Source organism: Asanoa ferruginea (assembly GCF_003387075.1).
Lineage (GTDB): Bacteria > Actinomycetota > Actinomycetes > Mycobacteriales > Micromonosporaceae > Asanoa > Asanoa ferruginea.
Genome location: NZ_QUMQ01000001.1, coordinates 410,492 through 431,169, shown reverse-complemented (window position 1 = coordinate 431,169; position 20,678 = coordinate 410,492). Strand labels below are relative to the sequence as shown.

Genomic DNA, 20,678 nt, shown 5'->3' with positions numbered 1-20,678 from the left:
CATCCCCGTACCCGTGGGTCCAGGGCCTCACACCTGTAACGAGGGTGATTGCTGCGGGTTCATCCCATTAGTGACTCGGCGTGCCCCGGCCCGCTACCGTTGTCCGGCATGGCGGGTAACAGGCGGCTGCGAACGGTCGCGCTGGTTGGCATCGACGGGTCCGGCAAGACGACCCAGGCCAACCGGGTGGCGGTGGTGCTCGCCGACGCGGGGGTGCCGGCGCGCTACCGGCAGAACGCCGGCGGGCGGGCCTGGTTCGGCCATTTCGCCCGGCGGGTCGGCCGGCCCGACGGGCCCGGTCTGTTCGGCCGCCGCGGGATGCTGCTGGTCGAGTCGGTGCTGCGCTGGCTCGCGATCGCCCGCACCTCGGTGCGCTCGGCGTTCGGCGGCGACCTCGCGGTGATGGACCGCCACGCCGTCTGCCAATACGTGAGCATCCGGGCACACGCGGGCGGCCGGGGCGAGCGGTTCGCCCGGCTGGCCTACGGGCTGTTCCCGGCGCCCGACGTCACCGTGCTGCTGGCGATCGACCCGCGCGACGCCTACGCCCGGATCGAGGCGCGCGGCACCGACCACGAGAGCCTGAGCTACCTGACCGCCGCCGACGCGGCTTACCGGTCGCTGCCCGAAGCCGCCGGGTTCCTGGTCGTCGACGCCGGCGGCGCGCCGGACGAGGTCACCACCGCGGTGCTGGCCGCGCTGCGGCCCTGGCTGCCGCCGCTCACGCTGCCGCCCGACCTCGACCCGACCGGCCCGGTCACGCCCGTCCGTACACCGGAATAGCGGCGCCGCTGGTCGGCGCCGACTCGTCGCTGGCCAGGAACCTGATCACCGCGGCGATCTCGGCCGGCGGGACCCATTTGCCGAAGTCGGCATCGGGTTGTTCGCGGCGGTTCTGCGGCGTGTCGATCACGCTCGGCAGCACCGTGTTGCAGCGCACACCGCGCTGCTTGTAGTCGGCCGCGACCCCGTTGGAGAACGCCAGCACCGCCGCCTTGGACAGCGCGTAGGCGCTGCCGGTGGCGAACGGCGCGAGGGCCGCGCGGGCACCCATGCAGACCACCGCGCCGCCGTTGCGGAGCAGGTGCGGCAGGGCCAGCGAGGTGGCCAGGAAGGTGGGCCGGACGTTGATCGCCAGCAGCCGTTCGACCTCGTCGACCGAGGTCTCGTGCACGAGGGTGCCGCCGCCGTAGCCGCCGACCAGGTTGACCACCGCACGCAACGGCGCGGCCGGATCGGCGGCGGCCGCCTCGACCGCCGCACCGACCGCGGCCGGGTCGGTGAGGTCGGCGGCGACCTCGACCACCTCGGGGCGACCGGTGTCGCGGGGGCGGCGGACCGGGGCGAGGACCCGCCAGCCGGCGCCGACGAACTCGTCGACGACGGCACTGCCGAGCCCGCCGTGCGTGCCGGTCACCAGCACGGTTCGACCGTTCATGGCCCCACCGTAACCGTTGCGCTGTCAGTGAACGGCCCTGTTCAGGCGCGCCACACCCGCCGGATGATCGGGCGATGCGACTTCTCGTACTCGGTGGAACGGTCTTTCTCGGTCGGGCGGTGGCCCGCCTGGCGCGGGCCGGTGGGCACGACGTGACCTGCCTGGCCCGCGGCACGACCGGCGGCGCGGTCGACGGGGTGCGGTTCGTGACCGGCGACCGCGACCGGCCGGACGGTCTGTCCGCAGTAGACGGTGAGACGTTCGACGCGGTGGTCGACGTCACGACCCGGCCGAGCCACGCCCGGCACGCCGCCGCGGCGCTCGCGGGCCGGGTCGGCCACTACTCGTTCGTGTCGACCTGCAACGTCTACCCCGACGACGCGACGCCCGGGCAGCGCGCCGACACCGCCAAGCTGCACGACCCGGCCCCGCCGGAGATCGACAACCCGCGCGACGGGCAGATGGACATGTACGGCCCGTGCAAGGTGGCGTGCGAGAACGCGATCCGCGACGGGATCGGTGCCGACCGGGTGTTCCTGCTCCGGGCCGGGCTGATCGTCGGTCCGGAGGACCGCTCCGACCGGTTCCCCTACTGGGTCGCGCGGATGCGCCGGGGCGGCGAGGTGCTCGCGCCGGGCGCGCCCGACGAGCTCGTGCAGTTCGTCGACGTCGACGACCTCGCCGGGTGGCTGCTGCTGGCGGGCACGACCGGGCTTGCCGGCGCGTACGACGGGATGGGTCTGCCGATGCCGCGCGTGCGGTTCCTGACCGAGCTGCGCGACGCGCTGGCCCCGGCCGGCCCCACCCTCACCTGGGTCGACCAGGACTTCCTGGTCGAGCACGACGTGCGGCCGTGGTCGGGGGAGCGGGCCCTGCCGCTCTGGCTGCCGTTGCCCGAATACGGCGGCTTCCAGAGCCGCGACACGACCCGCTCGGTGGAGGCCGGTCTACCGGCGCGCCCGATAGCCGAGACGGCCCTGCGTACCGCCCACTGGATGGACACGGCGCCGCAGGACGTGAAGCCGGGCGGTTTGGCCCCGGAAGACGAGGCGATCGTCCTGCGCGAGTGGCACGCGCGGTCGGCTTGACCACCCCGCTGCGGGTAGTTGACGGCGCTCGGCGCGTGAAAGTAAGTTTCATGCGTGGCGAAGACAGCGAAGGTTTCTGCGATGCCCGAGCCGGGCCTGATCGTCCAGATCAGCGGCCTGCTCCCGGCGCTGTCGCCAGCCGAACAGCGGGTTGCCCGGCTCGTCGTCGCCGATCCGGCCGACGCGGCCCGGCGCACGATCACCGACCTGGCGACGGCGGCCGAGACCTCGGAGGCCACGGTCATCCGGTTCTGCCGCTCCGTTGGGCTCGAAGGCTACCCGCAGCTACGGATCCGGCTGGCCGCCGAGGCCGCCCGCCGGATCGAGCCGCCGGACGCCCGGGTGGTCGGCGGTGACATCCCGCCCGGTGCCGACCTGACCCAGATCATCGCCACGATCGCCTTCAACGACGCCCGCGCCGTCGAGGAGACCGCCCAGCAACTCGACCCCGAGGTCTGCGAGGCGGTCGTCGAGGCGCTCAACGGCGCCAGCCGGATCGAGATCTACGGCGCCGGCGCGAGCGGCTTCGTCGCCTCCGACTTCCAGCAGAAGCTGCACCGGATCGGCCGCACCGCCTACTACTGGCCAGACGTGCACACCGCGCTGACCTCGGCGGCGCTGCTCGGCAAGGGCGACGTCGCGATGGGCATCTCGCACACCGGCACCACCGCCGACGTGCTCGACGTGCTCGACGTGGCCCGGTCGCGGGGCGCCATCACGGTCGCGCTGACCAACTTCCCGCGGTCGCCGATCGCCGACGTGGCCGACCACGTGCTGACCACCGCGGCGCGCGAGACCACCTACCGGTCCGGCGCCACCGCCAGCCGGCTCGCCCAACTCACCGTCGTCGACTGCCTGTTCGTCGGCGTCGCAGCCCGCAACCGGGCCAAGGCCAGAAAGGCGTTGGAGGTCACCGCGGAAGCGGTGCGGTCCCGCCGGGTGACGCGGCGGCGCGGGTGAGCGGTCCCGAGGTGGTTCGCGTCGCGGCACCGACCGAACGCCGCAACCCGTCCTCCTACGACCTCGACCTGCTGCCGACCCGCGACGTGCTCCAGGTCATCAACGACGCCGACCAGACCGTGCCCGGCGCGGTGGCGGCCGTCCTCGACGCCGTCGGCGCGTGCGTCGACCTGGCCGTCGACGCGCTGCGCGCCGGGGGCCGCGTGCACTACTTCGGCGCCGGCACCTCCGGCCGGGTCGGCGTGGTCGACGCCGCCGAGTTGCCGCCGACGTTCGGCTCGCCCGCAGACTGGTTCTGCCCGCACCTGGCCGGTGGACGCGACGCCATGTGGGGCGCGATCGAAGACGCCGAAGACGATGTCGCCGGCGGTGCGCTGGAGGCGCAGACCTGCGTGCGGCCGGCGGATCTGGTGGTCGGCCTGGCCGCCTCCGGGCGTACCCCCTATGTGTTGGGCGCTTTGCGTGCGGCCCGTGCGCTCGGCGCCCGCACGGCGCTGATCGCGGCCGACCCGCACGCGGCCGCCCGCGACGAGGTCGACCTGTTCATCGGCCTTGACACCGGCCCCGAAGTGGTCACCGGATCAACCCGGATGAAGGCCGCGAGTGCGCAGAAACTGGTGCTGCACGCCTTTTCCACGACCGTGATGGTCCGGCTCGGCCGGGTCTACTCCAACCTGATGATCGACCTCTCGGCGACCAACGCGAAGTTGCGCGGCCGGCTGATCTCGATCCTGATGGAAGCGACCGGTTGTCCGGAACCCGACTGCACGCGTGCGTTGACCGCCGCCGACGGCGATCTGAAGACCGCGTTGGTGTCTCTGGTCTCAGGTGCCGCGGTCACGGAAGCCCGCGCGGCTCTCGCGCGTTCTCACCAACAGGTTCGGGAAGCGATCGCCCTGCTCGCCTGACACCGACTTTTGACTGGTGTCGGAGTGAACCGTGGCGCTCTGTGGTGCGTGTCACTACGCAGTGACGCGAATCGCATCCGCGCAGTGGCCTACGTCGCTGCGAGGACACCGCCGGAAATGGTGTGATAAATAGGGCGCGCGGTAGGCCAACGGCGACCGGTCCGCGACCCGATCCTCAGAGCCTGAGAGATAGCAGGGTGAATATGACACTCACTCTCAGGAAGCACTCAGGCATTCGTGACAGTTTCGACTCGCAAGACGGAATCCCCGGAGCGTTTCGACTGTTGTGTAGGTGTCAGCACCGATGGGGCACCTCACGAGTTACCTCGGGGAGGGGCAGGTCGGTGTGAAACACGAGAACGTTGGGGTAACCGAGGGGACAGTGGGCAACGTGGAGAACAACATCGTGATGCGCACGGACCAGGTCGCTGAAGAGCGCGATTTGGTCGGCGTCTACCTGCACGAGATCTCCCGGACGCCGTTGCTCGACGCGGCCAGGGAGGTGGAACTCTCCAAGGCGATCGAGGGTGGCCTCTACGCGCAGCACCTCCTCGACGAGGACACGATTCCTGAGGGGATCGACCGGGAAGAGCTCAAGTCGGTGGTCGTCGACGGTGACCGGGCCAAGGACCTGTTCATCCGCGCCAACCTGCGGCTTGTCGTGTCGATCGCGCGGCGCTACGTGCGGTCCGGCATGCCGATGCTCGACCTGATCCAGGAGGGCAACACCGGCCTGGTCCGCGCGGTCGAGAAGTTCGACTACGAGCGCGGCTTCAAGTTCTCCACCTACGCAACGTGGTGGATCCGGCAGGCGATCAGCCGGGCCATCGCGCAGCAGGAGCGCACCGTGCGCCTGCCCGTGCACCTGGTGGAAGACGTCAACCGGATGCGCAACGTGGCCCGCCAGCTCACCCGCGAGCTCGGTTCCGACCCGGAGCCCGAGCAGATCGCGACGGCGCTCGGCGTGCCGGTGGAGCGGGTGCACGAGCTGGTCCGCTGGTCGCAGGACACGGTCTCGCTGGACACCCCGGTCGGCGACGACGGCGACACCAACCTCGGCGACCTGGTCGCCGACCAGGACGCGCCGTCACCGGAAGACGTGGTGCTCAGCACGCTCGAGCGGCAGCGCATCGAGAGCCTGCTCAACCATCTCGACGACCGTTCGGCCGGCATCATGCGGGCGCGCTACGGGCTCGAGGACGGTCGCGAGCACTCGCTCACCGAGGTCGCGTCGCGGTTCTCGCTCTCCCGGGAGCGGATCCGCCAGCTCGAGATCCAGGCCCTCGGCCGGCTCCGCGAGCTGGCCCGGGCAGAGGGTCTACAGGCGGCATAGGTTCGGGTTCAACGAAACGGCTGGCGTCCTTTGGACGCCGGCCGTTTTTGTCGTACCCGTGCGGGAGCGTTGCCGCATGACACCTTCCGTTGTTCACCGGGCGGTCCTGACGGCCGCCCCTCCCTACGACTTCGCCCTGAGCGTTCGCGCGCTCGAGGGCTTCGGGCCGATGGCCGGCGAGCACCGGGTCGCCGACGGCTGTGTGCGCCGGGCGTTCGCCCATCCCGACCCCGCCAAGGCCGCCGCGGGGGCGGCCGTGGTGGCGCAGGTCGACGCCGGTCCGACCGGCGGTGTGCGGCTCGCGGTGCTCGCCGCGGCGCCGTTGACCGCAGCCGAGGCCGCGGCCGTCGAGCAGGCCGTCGCCGGCTGGCTCGGCCTCGCCGACGACCTTCGCGGCTTCCATGCGATCGCCGACGCCGACCCGGCGATGGCGCCCGTGCTGCGGGTCGCGCGCGGCCTCCATCAGGTCCGCTTCCCGTCGCTGTCCGAGGCGACCATCTACTTCACGCTGACCCAGCGCAGCACCCAGTGGTTCGCCGGCGCGCGTCGCCGGCGGATGGCGGCCGAGCTGGGGCCGTCCCTGGTCGTCGACGACGTGGTCTACCGGTCGTTCCCCTCGCTCGAGGTGGTGGCCGGGCTCGACGACGAGACGCTGCGCGGCTACGCCGGCAACGCACAGCGGGCCGCCCGGGTCCGCGAGGTGGCCGCGGGAGTGGCCGGGCTGGGCGAGACCTGGCTGCGCGTCGCGCCCTACTGCGACGCCCGCACCGCGCTGCTCGCCCTGCCCGGCGTCGGGCCGTTCACCGCCAACGCGCTGCTGCTGCGTGGGCTGGGTCGCCCTGACGAGGTGCCGCTGGAGATGCGGCAGTTCCGGCTGACGGCCGAGCAGGTCTACGGCACGCCGCCGCCGACGCCCGCCGAGCTGCGCGCCCGCTACGGCCCGCACATCGGCTGGTGGTCCTACATCACCCGCACGGCCGCAGCCTGGCGGGAGGGTCCCGAGGAGGTTCAGGCCGTCCGCGAGATGGTCAGGTCCAGCCCCTCACCGGGGTCATAGGTCCACGAGGCGGTGAAGCCCGGCCAACTGCTCTCCTGGCGGCCATCGGCGGGCCGGGTGGAGAACATCTCCTCCTTGACCGACTCGGGCACCCGGGCCTCGTCGAGCACGCATTCGAGGCCGGTCAGGCTCAGGCCGCTCTTGTCGGCGGTGCCCGTGCTGTCCACCAGCAGCCGGGCGCCGTCGCCCTCCAGGCGGGTGCCGTTGGCCGGTGCGTCACAGACCTGCTGTGTCTGCTGAAGGAGGTTTGCCGTTGGCGCCGCGGAGTCGTCGCCGCCGGGCGTGAGCGCGACCGCTGCCGCGCCGATGACGGCGAGGAGGAAGGCCGCTCCACCGCCGATGACCAGGGTCGTGCGTCGCGTCCGCCGTGTCGTGTCGTGGTCCGGGCTCTCGGCCAGGTAGTGGTCCACGGTGGTCTCCTCGGGATCGGAGCCGCCGGGCTTTCCCCGATCGTGCACAACCCGGCCGGCTGCTCCCGCAACGACCGTCGACCACCGCTGGTTACGCGCCGCCGTTACCCCGGCGCGGCGGGGCCAGAGGCCCTGCCGCGCCGGGATCGGGATCAGCTAGCGCACGCGGCCATACCCGTATGGGCTCATCATGTCGACGGACGACAGCTTGACCGACTCGCCGAAGGTCGGCGCGTGGATCACCTGGCCTCCACCGACATACAGCGCGACGTGCCCCAGATCCTCGTAGAAGACCAGGTCACCGGCCTTCAACTCGCTCCGCGAGATGTGTGCGACCGTGTCCCACTGCATCGCGGCGTTGTGTGGCAGCGACTTTCCGGCCGCTCGCCACGCGGCGAGGGTCAGGCCGGAGCAGTCATAGCCGTCGGGACCGTCCGCGGCCCAGACATAGGGGGTGCCGATCGCGTTGTAGGCGAACGTGACCGCGACACCGGCCTTGCCCGACACCGACGGGATCTTGCCGCTGTAGGACGACCCGCTCGAGGTCGACGAGCCATAGGCCTGCTTGCGCAGGTCATACAGCTTGTCCAGGTCCGCCTCGATCTTCTTCTTGCGGGCGTTCAGCTCCTTGGCCTGCGCGTCCTGCTGGGCGCGCACGGTGGCCAGCCGTTCCTGGTCGGCACTGAGCTGGTCGCGGGTCGACCGGAACGTGTCGATCGTGGTCTGGCGTTCGCGGGCCAGGGAGTCCAGCGCCGACATGCGGGACAGCAGCGTGTCGCTGTCACCCAGCAGGGCGGTGGCGGTGCTGAGCCGACCCGACGTGTAGGCGGCGACGGCGATGTCACCGACATCGGCCTGCGCGTCGTCGAGCTTCTTCTCGAGCGGGGCCAGCCGGAAGGCCACGCTGCCCGCTTCCTTCTTGGTGGCTTTCGTCTGCTCGTTGAGCTTGTTGTAGGCCTCGACGACCTTCTCCAACTCGGCAGACGACTTGTTGATTTTCTTGGTGAGCTCGCTGGCCGACGGTGCGGCCGACGCGGCGCCCGCGGGCACGGCTATCGCGACCGCTAGGGCGACCAGCACGAGCGCACGCAGCGACATCCGTGCTGACGACAAAGGCAGACCCTTCTTCCGCAGCCGCCTACCGGGTTAGCTGTCGGGTTCGGGCGGGAAGGACGCCCTACCGCGCGCGAAACAGAGCGCGGATTCACCCCAGTGCTCGGTTGGGTCCCCGATTCGCCGTCATGGCCCGGGTCGTCAGAGCGCCCGGGGGACGGGCGCGGCGCGGGCCGGCGATTCGGCGGCACCGGCGCGGTGCCATCCGGGGGGATGGCGGAGGACCACACCGGCGCCTCACCGTAACCCCGCGCCCCACCTGCACAAAGCGCCGCAGGGGCGAAGTGCGCCCTATCGGCTGAATGATCCTCGCCGAAAGCGGGACACCTCACGCTGACGGGCAAAGAAACTTCATTGGCAGTGCAAACATCGCGCGCTCGACCCTAGCGACGCACGGTGACGACGTAGTTAAATGTCTGCACCTTGTGACCTACGCCACACCAACGCATGAGCGGGGCGCCGGTGCTGCAAGTCCGAAATCTCGAGGTCGTCTACGACGACGTGATGCTGGTGTTACGCGGTGTCTCGCTCGACCTCCCGAGCGGCGCCGTCGTCGCCCTGCTCGGCGCCAACGGAGCGGGCAAGACGACACTGCTGCGGGCCCTGACCGGGCTGCTCGACGTGCACGACGGTGCGGTGACCAAGGGCTCGGTCACCCTCGACGGCCAGCCCATCCACGGGCTGCGCCCGGCCGCGATCGTGCGCCGCGGTATCAGCCAGGTGATGGAGGGCCGGCGGATCTTCGGCGAGCTGAGCGTCGACGACAACCTGCGGGTCGGCGGCCACACCAACGCCGGCGCGATCGGCGAGCGGCTCGACCACGTCTACGGCCTCTTTCCGGTGCTCAAGGAGCGCCGGCGGAAGCTGGCCGGCTACTTGTCCGGTGGCGAGCAGCAGATGCTCGCGATGGGTCGCGCGCTGATGGCCCGGCCCCGCTACCTGCTGCTCGACGAGCCGAGCCTGGGCCTCGCGCCGCGCCTGGTCGACCAGGTCCGGGAGATCATCGTCGAGATCAACAAACTGGGCACGGCGGTGCTGCTGGTCGAGCAGAACGCGGCGATGGCCCTGTCGATCGCCAGCCACGGCTATGTGCTGGAGACCGGCAAGGTGGTCCTCGACAAGCCCGCCGACCGGCTGCTCGCCGACGACGACGTGCGCGAGTTCTATCTCGGCCTCGGCGCCGCCGACACGTCCGCCCGCCGCTCGTTCCGCGACGTCAAGCACTACAAGCGGCGCAAGCGGTGGTTGTCATGAGCGAAGACATTTTGGTCTTCGACGACGTGCGGCTCAGCTTCGCCGGCGTACGCGCGATCGACGGGATCAGCTTCACCGTCGGCGCGCGCGAGCTGTTCGCCATCATCGGGCCCAACGGCGCCGGCAAGACCTCGATCTTCAACGTGCTCTCCGGCGTCTACCGCCCGCAGAGCGGCCGGGTCCTTTTCGACGGCGCCGACCTGGTCGGCCGCCGCCCGCACCAGATCGCCGCCCGGGGCATGGCCCGCACCTTCCAGAACGTCGAGCTGTTCGCCAACCTCACCGTTCTCGACAACCTGATGCTCGGACGACACCACCACATCGGGTACGGGACGCTCGCCGCCCTGGCCTGGCTCGGTAGGGCCCGCCGGGCCGAGGTCGCGGCGCGCGAGCGGGTCGAGGACATCATCGACTTCCTCGAGCTCGAGCAGTGGCGCCGGCTGCCGGTCGGCCTGCTGCCCTTCGGGGTGCAGAAGCGGGTCGAGCTCGGCCGGGCCCTGGCCATGGAGCCCAAGCTGCTCCTGCTCGACGAGCCGGTCGGCGGCATGAACGTCGAGGAGACCGAAGACATGGCCCGCTACATCCTCGACATCCGCGACGAGCTCGACATCCCGATCGTCCTGGTCGAGCACGACATGGGCCTGGTGATGGACCTGGCCGACCGGGTGATGGTGGTCGACTTCGGCCGACCGGTCGCGACCGGCGTCCCGGCCGAGATCCAGCACGACCCCGACGTGATCCGCGCCTACCTGGGGGAGGTGGAACGGGCATGACGCTGGCGCCGGCCCGCACCGACACCGTGACCACGATCGCGTCGCGGATCCGTGACCGGGCCGCGCGGGAGCCCGGCGGCGTGGCGATGCGCGAGAAGCACCACGGCATCTGGCGGCAGTTCACCTGGTCCGACTATTGGGAGCAGGCGCTGACCGTGGCGCACGGGTTGCTCGCCCTCGGCGTCGAGCCCGGCGACCGGGTCGCGGTGCACGCCGACAACCGGCCCGAGTGGCTCTTCACCGACGTCGCCACCGTCGCGGTCCGGGCGATGACCGTCGGCCTCTACCCGACCAACCCGGCGCCCGAGGTCGGCTACCTGCTCGCCCACTCCGGCGCCCGGGTGCTGATCGCCGAAGACCAGGAGCAGGTCGACAAGGCGCTCGAGGTGATCGGCGGCACGAGCCTGCAACGGGTGATCTACCTGGAGCCGCGCGGCATCCGGCACCGCTACGACCACCCGGCGCTGCTGAGTTGGGACGACCTGCTGACGCTCGGCCGGGAGCACCGCGCGGCTCATCCCGACGCGGTCGCCGACGTGATGGCCACCGCGACGCCCGACGACATCGCGACGCTGATCTACACCTCGGGAACGACCGGGCCGCCCAAGGGCGCGATGCTCTCGGTCGCCAACGTCGACTTCGCGGTCCGCACGATCAGCCGCGGCCGGGGCTTCTCCGGCGCCCCGCCGGGCCCGCGCGACCTGCTGGTGTCCTACCTGCCGCTGTGCCACGTCGCCGAGCGGATCTTCACGATCTGGTTCAACGCCGGCGCCGGAATCCAGGTCAACTTCGCCGAGTCGATCGCCACGGTGCAGGCCAACCTGCGCGAGGTGCAGCCGACGATCCTGTTCGGCGTGCCGCGGATCTGGGAGAAGATCCTCGCCACGGTGACCATCCGGCTGGCCAACGCCTCGCCGGTCAAACGGCTCAACGCGCGCCTCTGGCTGAAGGTCGCCGACCGGATCGGCGCGACGCTGGTCCGCACCGGCGGCACGCACACCGTCGGCACCCGGCTCGCGTACGCCATCGGTTGGCTCTTCTGTTTCCGCGCCCTGCGCGAACGGGTCGGCATCGGCCGGGTCCGCTTCGCCGCCTCCGGTGCCGCCCCGATCGCGCCCGACGTGCTGCGCTTCTTCATGGGCATCGGCGTCCCGATGTACGAGGTCTACGGGATGACCGAGAGCTCGGCGATCGCGACCGGCAACCGGCCGCACCGGGTCAAGCTCGGCACGGTCGGCGAGCCGGAAGACGACGTCGAGATCCGCCTCGACCCGGCCACCGGCGAGATCGAGCTCCGGCACGTCGGTGTGTTCGTCGGCTACTACCGGGATCCCGCGGCCACGGCGAAGGCGAAGACCGCCGACGGCTGGCTGCGCACCGGCGACGTGGGCGAGTGGGAGACCGAGCGGCACCTGCGGATCACTGACCGGGCCAAGGACATCATGATCACGTCGGGCGGCAAGAACATCGCGCCGAGCGAGATCGAGAACGCGCTGAAGGCGTCGCCCTACATCAAAGAGGCGATCCTGCTCGGCGACCGCAGGCCGTTCCTGGCGGCGCTGATCGGCATCGAGTGGGACACCGTCGGTGAGTGGGCGCAGCGCCGCGGCCTCGGCTACACCACCTACCGCGACCTGTCCCACAAGGACGAGGTCCGCGCGCTGGTCCAGTCGGTCGTCGACGGGGTCAACGCGCGGCACGCGCCGGTCGAGCAGGTGCGGGTGTTCCGGATGCTGCCCAAGGAACTCGACCACGAAGACGGCGAGCTGACCGCGACCCAGAAGGTCCGCCGCTCCGCGGTCGCCGACCTGTTCGCCGACCTGGTCGACGACATCTACGCCCGGACCAACGCATGATCCTTTTTCTGGAGGGCGTGCTGCGGGGGCTCGGCGTCGGCAGCGTGTACGCGCTACTCGCGCTCGGCTTCGTGATCATCTACAAGGCGACCCGGGTGATCAGCTTCGCCCAGCCGGCCCTGATGCTCGCCGGTGTCGTGCTGGTCAGCCACCTGGCCGGCCCGCTCGGCTTCTGGGTCGCACTGCCGCTCGCCGCGCTGCTGACGGCATTGCTCGGGCTCGGCATCGAGCGCGGCGCGGTCCGCCCGATGGTCGGCCGCCCGGCGTTCGTCGTCGCGATCATCACGCTCGGCGTCGACGTCGCGATCCGGGTCGTCGTCAACATCTTCATCGGCCTCGACGTGCGCACGGTGCACGACCCGTGGGGCCTGCGGAGCTGGCAGCTCGGCGCGCTGCGGGTCGAGCAGCGGCACGTCGCCGCGTTCCTGGCCACCGCCGTGCTGGTGGCCGCGCTGTTCGCATTCTTCCGGTTCACCCGGATGGGCCTGGCGATGCGGGCCGCCGCCGACGACCAGGAAGCGGCGCTCGCGCAGGGCATCTCGGTCGGCGCGGTGTTCGCGCTGAGCTGGGCGCTGGCCGGCGCGCTGGCCGCGGTCGGCGGCACGTTCGCCACCGCCGGCGCCAGCTTCGACGGCACCCTCTGGCTCACCGCGCTGGTCGCCCTCCCGGTGATCATCCTGGGCGGCCTCGACTCGCTGCCGGGCGCCGTGCTCGGCGGGCTCGGCGTCGGCGTCGCGCAGGAACTGGTCGCCACCTACCAGAACCACGCGCCGTGGCTGGGCGGCAACGTCTCGGTGATCACGCCGTACGTGCTGATGCTGCTCGTCCTGCTCGTGCGCCCCTACGGGCTGTTCGGCACCCGGGAGGTGGAACGGGTATGACGGTCCTGCGCGGGAGGCCGCTGCTGTTCACCTCGTACCCACAGGAAATGGGTCTGTTCCCGACCACGACCCGCAAGGTGGCGTTCGGGGTGCTGCTCGCGGTGACCGCGGTCCTGCCGTTCCTGCTGGCCGATGCCGAGCTCCAGCTTCTCGCGACCTGCTGCATCGCGGCGATCGGGGCGATCGGGCTCGGTCTGGTCACCGGGTACGCCGGTCAGGTCTCCCTCGGGCACGCCTTCTTCCTCGGCATCGGCGCCTACACCGCGTCGGTGATCAGCGGCGACCCGGACGGCCGCACCCTCGGGCTGGGCGTCACCAACATCCTGGTCTGGCTGCCGGCCGCGGGCCTGGTCGCCGGGCTGGCCGGGGTCGTCGTCGCGCCGCTGGCCACCCGGCTGCGCGGCCTCTACCTGGCGATCGTCACGCTCGGTCTGGTCTTCATCGGCCAGCACATCTTCAACGAGTGGTCCACCGTGACCGGTGGCGTCGGCGTCGGGCGGCCCGCACCGACGCTGGAGCTGTTCGGCTACCCGCTCGGCACCACGACCGCCTCGGCGACCCGCGACCAGAAGCTCTACTGGGTGATGGCCGGGCTGCTCGTGCTGTTCGCGCTGGCGGCCCGCAACCTGGCCCGGTCGAAGGTCGGCCGGGCGTTCACGGCGATCCGCGACCGGGACATCGCGGCCGGCGTGATCGGCGTCAACCTGGCCCGCTACAAGACGATCGCGTTCGCGGTCTCGTCCTTCTACGCCGGCTGCGCGGGCGCGCTGCTGTTCACCGTGAGCGGGTTCATCGACCCGAGCTCGTTCAGCCTGCTGCTGTCGGTGCAATACATCGCGATGGTGCTGATCGGCGGTGCCGGCACCATCTCCGGTGCGATCGCGGGAGCGTTCTTCATCACCCTGCTGCCCCGGCTCATCCGGGAGCTGCAGACGTTCCTCCCGTTCATCAGCACCGACGCCAACGAGGTGCCCAATGTGCTCCAGGTCGAGTCGATCCTCTACGGCGTCCTGATCATCGTGTTCCTGATCTTCGAACCGCGCGGCCTCTTCGGCCTGTGGGTCCGTGCGCGCAACTACTGGAAGTCCTGGCCCTTCTCCTACTAAGAGGTGCGCATGAAGCGACTGGCATCCGGTGCCGTTGTCGTTCTCCTCGCCGTCGCCCTCAGCGGCTGCCGCGGTGGCGACACGGAGACCGGGGAGTCCGGCGTCAAGACCGACGTCGGGGTGACCGCCGAACCCTGCCCGCAGGCGGTCAGCCAAGACAAGGGCTGCATCTATCTCGGCATCATCTCCGACCTCACCGAGGGCCCGTTCCGGGCGCTGGCGGTGCCGATCACCGACGCCCAGAAGGCGTTCTGGAAGCGCGTCAACGAGAGCGGCGGGATCGGTGACTACGAGGTCGACGTCACCAAATACATCCGCGACAACAAATACAACCCGCAGGTGCAGAACCAGGTCTACCAGGAGATCAAGCCCAACGTCCTGGCCTTGGCGCAGACCCTCGGCTCGCCGACCACCGCGGCGATCCTGCCCGACATGAAGTCGTCCAACGTGGTCGGCGCACCGGCGGCGTGGACCTCGGCGTACGCGTTCGAGGACGTGATCATCGAGTCCGGCGCCAACTACTGCATCGAGTCGATGAACGCGCTCGACTACGCCAACGAGGTCTACCAGCCGAAGAAGGTCATGGCGGTGCACCTGGCCGGCGACTACGGCGACGACGCCGCGGCCGGTGCGAAGCTCGCCTCGGAGAAGCTGGGCTTCCAGTTCAGCGACGTGAAGACCGACTCCGGCACCGACAAGCAGGCCGGCGCGATCGGGGCGATCCTCAGTGGGCAGCCCGACGTGGTCATCCTGACCACCGGCCCGGCCGACGCGGCCGCGGTGATCGGTGGCTCGGCGGCGCGCGGCTTCAAGGGCCGGTTCATCGGCACCAGCCCGACCTGGAACCCGGCGCTGCTGCAGAGCCCGGCCGGCCCGGCGCTGACCGCCCTCTACGAGCAGAGCGGGCCGTGGGGCTCCTGGGGCACGGACTCCCCGGGGCACAAGGCGATGCGCGACGCGCTGCCCGGCAAGACCCCGTCCGACGGTTACACGTCCGGCTGGGTCTGGTCCTACCCGATGAAGGCCGCGCTGGAGAAGGCGGCCGCCAACAACGACCTGACCCGGGCCGGGCTGGTGGCCGCGGTCAAGCAGCTCACCTCGGTCGACTACGAGGGCATGCTGCCGACCGGTGCCGGCAACTACGCCGGCGGACCCAACGAGAGCACGTTCCGGCAGACGCAGATCTCCAAGGTGGACGCCGCGGCGCCGACCGGTGTCACCCGGGTGAAGGAGCTCTTCGAGGGCCCGACCGCGAAGAGCTTCACGCTCGACAAGCCGTGCTTCGACCAGCTCTGACGGCTCGACCCAGGCGGCCGTCGCGTCCCCCGGACGCGGCGGCCGCTTTGTCGCAATTTCCGGGTCCCGCCCACGGGAGTGAGGGGTCATACCGCCCTCAACCTGGGTAAACACCCGGCTACACCGCCGCCGGCCGCATCCCGATGTGCCAGGTGGCCGATTGCGGCACTTCCCTCAACTAGCTTGCGTTTCGCACAATGGCGGTAGAGCTTTCCGCCGCTCATAGCAGGGGCTCTCCGCGGATCAACGCGACCTGCCTTCGTCTTCGCTTGAAGGCCGATCGGGAACGGCACGTCACACAGCCCGGCACCACGGAGCTGCTGGAGGCACCCCGTGAACGCAACCCGCCCGCAACCCATCACCTCGGCCAGCCCACCGCCGACACCGCTCTACCGGCAGCCCGGCATCCTCGTCACCAGCGAGGCGTTCGTGGTGGCTGGGCGGCGCTTCCCGGTTCGCGACCTGTCCAACCTGCGCACCGCGCGGGGCCCGCACGACCGCCTGACCATGCGCTCGGTGCTGGTCACCGGCGCGGTCCTGGGCAGCGTCGGCGTCGCGCTGAGCTTCAGCGGCGCCCTGCTCAGCCCGACGGTGTTCCTGCTGCTGGGCGCGGCGGCGTTCGTGCCGATCGCGCTGGTCTCCTTCGGCCACCGGTTGCGCCCCCGCGCCTACGAGCTCTGGGGCGACTATCGCGGCATGACGGTGCTGCTCTTCAGCTCCGACGAAGAACGTGAATATGGCCAGGTGACCCGGGCACTGCTGCGGGCCCAGGAGGCCGACCGGATGGGTGGCATGAGCTCACCGGTGTCCAACGTGTTCTCCGCCAACCTCTACCCCTGGTAGGCAGGCAGACTTTCCGGATAGAGCGCTCGCACGGCGGGCGGGCGCGGGTCGCCGGCGAATTTCCCTAGAAGTTCGCCGGCGACCCTCTTTATGCCCGGGGCTTAGAGCTCGCCGGCCACCTTCTCGATGAACGAGAGCGAGTCGTTGGGGGAGAGCGCGATCGAGCTGAGCCACTTGAACTCGGAGTGGTAGGGCGCGGTCTCCATCGGACGCTCGATGAAGTTTTCCAGCAGCGCGCTCTCCAGGTAGACCACGTCGCCGTCGGCCTCGTCGGTGAACTGGAGGATGACGAACGAGCCGGCCGCGGTCATCGCGCCGGCCGAGAACGGGACCACCTGGATCGTGATCGTCGGGGCCGCGGCCAGCGAGACGAGATGCTCGAGCTGCTCGCGGTGGACGTCGGCGCCGCCGATCGCGCGGCGCAGGACGGCCTCGTCGAGGATGATGTCGAACTCGGGTGGCTCGTCGCGGCCGAGGATCTCGTTCTTGCGGCGCATCCGGACGTCGACCCGGGTCTCGAGCTCCTCGGGGCGGATCTGGCCGGGGGTGCGGTTGGTGACCACGGCGCGCGCGTAGGCCCGGGTCTGCGCGAGGCCGGGGACCACACTGGACTGGAAGCAGCGCATCGCGGAGGCCTCGGCCTCGAGGCCGATGTATTGGGCGTAGTGCGCCGGGATAGCGGCGCGGGAGTCTTGCCACCACGGTTTCTGGCGGGCCACCCGGGCGAGCACGATCAGCTCTTCGGCCTCGGGGGTGCCGTCGATGCGGTAGAGGTGCAGCAACGCGCGCACGTCGTTTGTGGACACGCTGACCCGGCCCGTTTCGATGCGGATCAGCTTGCTCAGCGACCAGTCCATCGCCTCAGCGACGAATTCCTGGGTCAGTTCGGCTTTTTCCCGGGCCGCCCGCAATGCCGTGCGCAGTCGGCGCCGGCTGGCGGTGGGCCCCTGGACCGTCGTCACGCCCGCCTCCGGGTCGAGGAGATGTCATCTCAAACTGGCCATGTGGCACATTGCGATTAGCCAGGTTGCACGTTGCCTAAGAGTACACCTATCGATCGACCTTCGGCCATCTACGTATATATGTGCGGCACGCCGGCTTGAGTGGCCGGCGTGCCGATTTAGTGGAGTACGTCAGCGCGGAAGGTCGAATTCGCCGGCGGCCACACCGGCGATGAAGCCGCGCCAGGCGGCGGCGTCGAAGGACAGCCGCTGGTCCGGCACGGTGGAGTTGCGCAGGATCGCGCCGTTACCGACCGTAGCGACTTCGGCGCAGTTGACCGCTTCGCAGCGTGAGCTACGCCGGAAAACGGGCATGGTTGTCTTGCTGTCGGACATCAGGATCTCCGCAGGCTCGGGGCTTGTTTAACGCACCAAAAGAGCGCGGCATGTGGGGTTGCCACAGAGGGCCGCGCCAGGATAGGAACTTAGCGTTCGAGCGTCCACTATGGAAGCCGAAGCGCCCAGATGCCGCGAATTCTTTGCCCATTGGAATGAAGGTCACTTGAGATGAAAGGTGAATCACCGTGAGTGATCGCGCTCATGGTGACGGTCACTCTTCGCAGCGTGACCTTCGTATGCGAGATTCTATTGATGGGCTTGACTCTCGCCTGGCATCGCAGCAGTCACTGCGAATCAAACCAGTGTGTCGACGTAGCGGTTACGGCCGATGCCGTGCTCGTTCGGGCGAACCTGGGCGGCCCGGTCTTGCGATTTCCCCCGGAAGCGTGGCGCGCCCTGTGCACCGCCCTGAAAGGGGACGCGGTCAGGAGGTGACGGCGACCGGCTCGGGGGATTCGGCCCGGGCCCGCGCCCACTGGCTGACCTTGCGCTCGGCGTAGAACGAGACGAACGGGATCGTGCCCGCCAGCATCACCAGCAGCATGCGCCCGAGCGGCCAGCGCGCCCGGCGGCCGACGTCGAAGACCGCCACCAGGTAGACCATGTAGAGGAAGCCGTGTGCCGGGCCGACGGTCTCGACCACCGTCGAGTTGTCGCCGAGGTATTTGAGCGGCATGCCGACCGCCACGAGGACGACGAGCACGACACCGACGACGTACGCGATGATCCGGTATCGGGTGAGGGCTGCGCGCATGGTGCGGGGGGATCCTTCCTGATCAACCGGGACCGCGGCGGCGGCCAGGGTATTGAGCGGCCTTCGCGCCCGGGTTGGCGTTGAGCCAGGCGAGATAGTCGTTGTATTCGTCGAGCACCGGGTCGGCGGCGGCCGGCCCAACCGGGGCGGGCTGCCGGCGCGGCACCAGCACCGGGCGGCGGAAGCCGGAACCCAGCTTGGGGGCGCGGGTGCCCAGCACCGGGGGCAGCGGGGCGACCGGCTCGGCGGAGGCTTCGGCGGCCGGGTCCTGGACGACGGCGGGAGTCCCGAGCGCCTCACGGATCTCGCGGTACCAGAGGAACCCCACGAATCCCGCGAACAGCGGCCATTCGAACGCGTACCCCCAGCTCAGCGCGTTGCCCCCGGAAGCCCGGGCGACCTGCCACCAGCCCAGCGCGAGGAAACCGCCGATCAGGACGACGGCCAGCACATGCTTCGCGAGCATCGGTGGGGTGACCAGACGCCTCATGTCCAACGAGGGTACCGGCGCTTGCTGAGGACTCCGACGCGGCGTCGTAGTAGGGACGAATCTTGGTTACCTCGCGCCGGAAATGGGCAGTATCGAACCATGACCGAATCTGAGTCCGTGGACGTCGAGGTCTCGATCGTCGGCGAGGATGTCGGGGTCGACCCGAGCGAGCTCTCCGACGACGACCTGATCCGCGAGCTGCACAGCCTGCACCGCACCCGGCTCGACACGCTCCGGCACGGTTCCGACCCTTCGCTGGCCAACCACCTGCGGCGGACGGCCGAGTTGGAGACCGAATACCTGGCCCGGCACCCGGGTCGCGAGGTCGACCCCCACCGCCTGCGCGACGGGGCGGGAGTGGAGTGACGTGACAACGGGCGGGCGCGAGGCGCTCGGGCGGGCGGCCGGCGACGGCACCGACCCGGATTCGGGCGCCGCGGACGACTTCGCCGTCGAGCACCAGGACACCGCGGTCGACAAGGCGATCACCAGCGGCACCGACCGGCACCGGCGCGAGTCGGAGAGCCCACACGGGTGGGCCGGCCTCGAAGCGCGCGACTGGTCCGGAAATTGATCCGTGCGGGCCGGGAATGATCCGGCCGGGACCGCGGTTCCAATGACTGTCGGTGTGTCCAGTGTCCCCGGGCCTCACCTAATTGCCTTCGCGGAATACCGTCCGGCTGGAGCCGCGTCGTGCCACTCGCCGAGAGGCGACCTGCACACCGACGCCAAAGCGCCGCCCCTGGCTTTCGAGCCGGGGGCGGTGTTTTCGGTATGACCCCGAACCATCGAGGCGCGTTCTAGCCTGACCTGGTGCTCACCATGCCAGCGCTGGATGGAGCCACCGAGTGGCTCAACTCCCCGCCGCTTAGCCCAGACGACCTGCGCGGCCGCGTCGTCGTCGTCGACTTCTGGACGCTGACCTGCATCAACTGGCTGCGCACCGAGCCCTATGTGCGGGCCTGGTCGCAGGCCTACCGCGACGACGGGGTGGTCGTCATCGGCGTGCACACGCCCGAGTTCGGGTTCGAGCACGGCACCGAGGGCATCCGCCAGGCGATCAAAGATCGCGACATCGACTATCCGGTCGTGGTCGACAACCGCTACGACGTCTGGACCGCCTTCGACAACCACTACTGGCCGGCGCTCTACTTCGTCGACGAGGGTGGCGTGATCCGCGACTACCACTTCGGCGAGGGCCGTTACGAGGAGTCGGAGCGCACCATCCAGCAACTGCTCGGCATCAAGCGCGATCTGGTCGACGTGGTCGGGCAGGGCGTGGAGGCCGAGGCCGACTGGAACAACCTGCGTACGCCGGAGACCTACCTCGGCTACGCCCGCGGCGGCGGGATCGCGGCCGACGGTGCCGCGCACGGCTCCTACGCGTTCCCGTCGTTCCTGGGCTTCAACCAGTGGGCGCTCGACGGCGACTGGACGATCGGCCGGGAGGCGGTGCGGCTCGACAGCGCCGGCGGGCGGATCGCGATCCGGTTCCAGGCCCGCGACGCGCACCTTGTGCTCTCGCGCGGCCAGGAGCCACCGGTGCCGTTCCAGATCTTCCTCGACGGTGAGCCGCCCGGTGCGGCGGCCGGTGCCGACGTCGACGCCGACGGGCACGGCCGGCTCCGCGACGGGCGGCTCTACCAACTGGTGCGCCAGCCCGGCGAGGTCCGCGAACGAATCCTGGAGATCACCTTCACCGAACCCGGCGCCGAGGCCTACGCCTTCACGTTCGGCTAGGCCCGCGCCCGGCCACCGATGGCGGCCCGGCTTGCGCC

General features: G+C 70.4%; 24 protein-coding genes and 1 riboswitch. Of the genes, 17 read left to right on the top strand and 7 right to left on the bottom strand.

The features are described 5' to 3' along the window. Positions 1–108 precede the first annotated feature (108 nt). The gene (locus DFJ67_RS02130) at positions 109–783 is read left to right on the top strand and encodes a dTMP kinase (RefSeq protein WP_116066299.1); all 675 of its coding nucleotides are present in this window, start codon (positions 109–111) and stop codon (positions 781–783) included. Here DFJ67_RS02130 and DFJ67_RS02125 read toward each other — a convergent pair. Further along, on the bottom strand, positions 758–1,438 hold the full coding sequence (locus tag DFJ67_RS02125; protein WP_116066298.1) for an SDR family NAD(P)-dependent oxidoreductase: 681 nt from the start codon (positions 1,436–1,438) through the stop codon (positions 758–760). The genes DFJ67_RS02130 and DFJ67_RS02125 overlap by 26 nt on opposite strands. A gap of 74 nt (positions 1,439–1,512) precedes the next feature. On the opposite strand from DFJ67_RS02125, the gene DFJ67_RS02120 reads away from it, so the two are divergent. From DFJ67_RS02120 to DFJ67_RS02100, 5 genes are all read left to right on the top strand, one after another. Next, entirely contained in the window at positions 1,513–2,526 is a 1,014-nt protein-coding gene (locus DFJ67_RS02120; protein ID WP_116066297.1) for an NAD-dependent epimerase/dehydratase family protein, read from the top strand. 81 nt (positions 2,527–2,607) lie between these two features. Beyond that, the gene (locus DFJ67_RS02115; protein WP_409362977.1) at positions 2,608–3,486 is read left to right on the top strand and encodes a MurR/RpiR family transcriptional regulator; all 879 of its coding nucleotides are present in this window, start codon (positions 2,608–2,610) and stop codon (positions 3,484–3,486) included. Next, positions 3,483–4,394 carry an N-acetylmuramic acid 6-phosphate etherase gene (locus DFJ67_RS02110; RefSeq protein WP_239097554.1) on the top strand — a complete coding sequence of 304 codons (912 nt, stop codon included), beginning with the start codon at positions 3,483–3,485 and terminating at the stop codon, positions 4,392–4,394. The genes DFJ67_RS02115 and DFJ67_RS02110 overlap by 4 nt, the downstream gene beginning before the upstream one ends. Before the next feature lie 409 nt (positions 4,395–4,803). Then, entirely contained in the window at positions 4,804–5,727 is a 924-nt protein-coding gene (locus DFJ67_RS02105) for a sigma-70 family RNA polymerase sigma factor (protein ID WP_409362978.1), read from the top strand. A 76-nt stretch (positions 5,728–5,803) separates the two neighbouring features. Next, a complete protein-coding gene (locus tag DFJ67_RS02100) occupies positions 5,804–6,784 on the top strand; it encodes a DNA-3-methyladenine glycosylase family protein (RefSeq protein WP_116066294.1) in 981 nt (326 codons plus the stop codon). On the opposite strand, the gene DFJ67_RS02095 is transcribed toward DFJ67_RS02100, so the two are convergent. Continuing rightward, positions 6,736–7,194 (bottom strand): hypothetical protein, encoded by a 459-nt coding sequence (locus tag DFJ67_RS02095; RefSeq protein WP_147315392.1) that lies wholly within the window; start codon positions 7,192–7,194, stop codon positions 6,736–6,738. The genes DFJ67_RS02100 and DFJ67_RS02095 overlap by 49 nt on opposite strands. A 156-nt stretch (positions 7,195–7,350) precedes the next feature. Then, positions 7,351–8,307, bottom strand: a complete 957-nt coding sequence (locus DFJ67_RS02090) for a C40 family peptidase (RefSeq protein WP_116066292.1) — start codon at positions 8,305–8,307, stop codon at positions 7,351–7,353. A gap of 7 nt (positions 8,308–8,314) precedes the next feature. After that, positions 8,315–8,451, bottom strand: a riboswitch (cyclic di-AMP (ydaO/yuaA leader). A 303-nt stretch (positions 8,452–8,754) separates the two neighbouring features. Between DFJ67_RS02090 and DFJ67_RS02085 the strand changes: the two genes are divergently transcribed. The 7 genes from DFJ67_RS02085 (at position 8,755) to DFJ67_RS02055 (ending at position 16,316) form a co-directional block, all read left to right on the top strand. After that, positions 8,755–9,561, top strand: a complete 807-nt coding sequence (locus DFJ67_RS02085; protein ID WP_203784300.1) for an ABC transporter ATP-binding protein — start codon at positions 8,755–8,757, stop codon at positions 9,559–9,561. Further along, entirely contained in the window at positions 9,558–10,334 is a 777-nt protein-coding gene (locus tag DFJ67_RS02080; RefSeq protein WP_116066291.1) for an ABC transporter ATP-binding protein, read from the top strand. Before DFJ67_RS02085 ends, DFJ67_RS02080 begins: the two co-directional genes overlap by 4 nt. Continuing rightward, positions 10,331–12,190, top strand: coding sequence for an AMP-dependent synthetase/ligase (locus DFJ67_RS02075; protein ID WP_116066290.1), 1,860 nt, complete (start codon positions 10,331–10,333; stop codon positions 12,188–12,190). The genes DFJ67_RS02080 and DFJ67_RS02075 overlap by 4 nt, the downstream gene beginning before the upstream one ends. Beyond that, on the top strand, positions 12,187–13,071 hold the full coding sequence (locus tag DFJ67_RS02070; RefSeq protein WP_116066289.1) for a branched-chain amino acid ABC transporter permease: 885 nt from the start codon (positions 12,187–12,189) through the stop codon (positions 13,069–13,071). The genes DFJ67_RS02075 and DFJ67_RS02070 overlap by 4 nt, the downstream gene beginning before the upstream one ends. Then, on the top strand, positions 13,068–14,177 hold the full coding sequence (locus DFJ67_RS02065; RefSeq protein ID WP_239097555.1) for a branched-chain amino acid ABC transporter permease: 1,110 nt from the start codon (positions 13,068–13,070) through the stop codon (positions 14,175–14,177). The genes DFJ67_RS02070 and DFJ67_RS02065 overlap by 4 nt, the downstream gene beginning before the upstream one ends. A gap of 9 nt (positions 14,178–14,186) precedes the next feature. Continuing rightward, positions 14,187–15,473 carry an ABC transporter substrate-binding protein gene (locus DFJ67_RS02060; protein ID WP_116066288.1) on the top strand — a complete coding sequence of 429 codons (1,287 nt, stop codon included), beginning with the start codon at positions 14,187–14,189 and terminating at the stop codon, positions 15,471–15,473. Between the two features lie 333 nt (positions 15,474–15,806). Further along, positions 15,807–16,316, top strand: a complete 510-nt coding sequence (locus tag DFJ67_RS02055) for a DUF6232 family protein (RefSeq protein WP_116066287.1) — start codon at positions 15,807–15,809, stop codon at positions 16,314–16,316. A 101-nt stretch (positions 16,317–16,417) separates the two neighbouring features. Here the strand turns inward: DFJ67_RS02055 and DFJ67_RS02050 are convergent, their stop codons facing one another. Then, positions 16,418–17,278 (bottom strand): helix-turn-helix domain-containing protein, encoded by an 861-nt coding sequence (locus DFJ67_RS02050; protein ID WP_116066286.1) that lies wholly within the window; start codon positions 17,276–17,278, stop codon positions 16,418–16,420. Positions 17,279–17,449: 171 nt separating this feature from the next. Next, positions 17,450–17,653 carry a DUF397 domain-containing protein gene (locus tag DFJ67_RS02045; protein WP_116066285.1) on the bottom strand — a complete coding sequence of 68 codons (204 nt, stop codon included), beginning with the start codon at positions 17,651–17,653 and terminating at the stop codon, positions 17,450–17,452. Positions 17,654–17,857: 204 nt separating this feature from the next. Between DFJ67_RS02045 and DFJ67_RS02040 the strand changes: the two genes are divergently transcribed. Next, entirely contained in the window at positions 17,858–18,091 is a 234-nt protein-coding gene (locus DFJ67_RS02040; protein ID WP_342353852.1) for a DUF397 domain-containing protein, read from the top strand. On the opposite strand, the gene DFJ67_RS02035 is transcribed toward DFJ67_RS02040, so the two are convergent. Beyond that, positions 18,081–18,410: a DUF3817 domain-containing protein gene (locus DFJ67_RS02035; RefSeq protein ID WP_116066284.1), complete on the bottom strand. Its 330-nt coding sequence runs from the start codon at positions 18,408–18,410 to the stop codon at positions 18,081–18,083. The genes DFJ67_RS02040 and DFJ67_RS02035 overlap by 11 nt on opposite strands. A 22-nt stretch (positions 18,411–18,432) precedes the next feature. Beyond that, positions 18,433–18,900, bottom strand: coding sequence for a hypothetical protein (locus DFJ67_RS02030; protein WP_116066283.1), 468 nt, complete (start codon positions 18,898–18,900; stop codon positions 18,433–18,435). Positions 18,901–18,999: 99 nt separating this feature from the next. Between DFJ67_RS02030 and DFJ67_RS02025 the strand changes: the two genes are divergently transcribed. From DFJ67_RS02025 to DFJ67_RS02015, 3 genes are all read left to right on the top strand, one after another. Further along, on the top strand, positions 19,000–19,266 hold the full coding sequence (locus DFJ67_RS02025; protein ID WP_116066282.1) for a DUF6158 family protein: 267 nt from the start codon (positions 19,000–19,002) through the stop codon (positions 19,264–19,266). Between the two features lies 1 nt (position 19,267). Next, positions 19,268–19,474 carry a hypothetical protein gene (locus DFJ67_RS02020; RefSeq protein WP_116066281.1) on the top strand — a complete coding sequence of 69 codons (207 nt, stop codon included), beginning with the start codon at positions 19,268–19,270 and terminating at the stop codon, positions 19,472–19,474. 248 nt (positions 19,475–19,722) lie between these two features. Then, positions 19,723–20,640: a redoxin domain-containing protein gene (locus tag DFJ67_RS02015; RefSeq protein WP_116075504.1), complete on the top strand. Its 918-nt coding sequence runs from the start codon at positions 19,723–19,725 to the stop codon at positions 20,638–20,640. Positions 20,641–20,678: the final 38 nt, after the last annotated feature.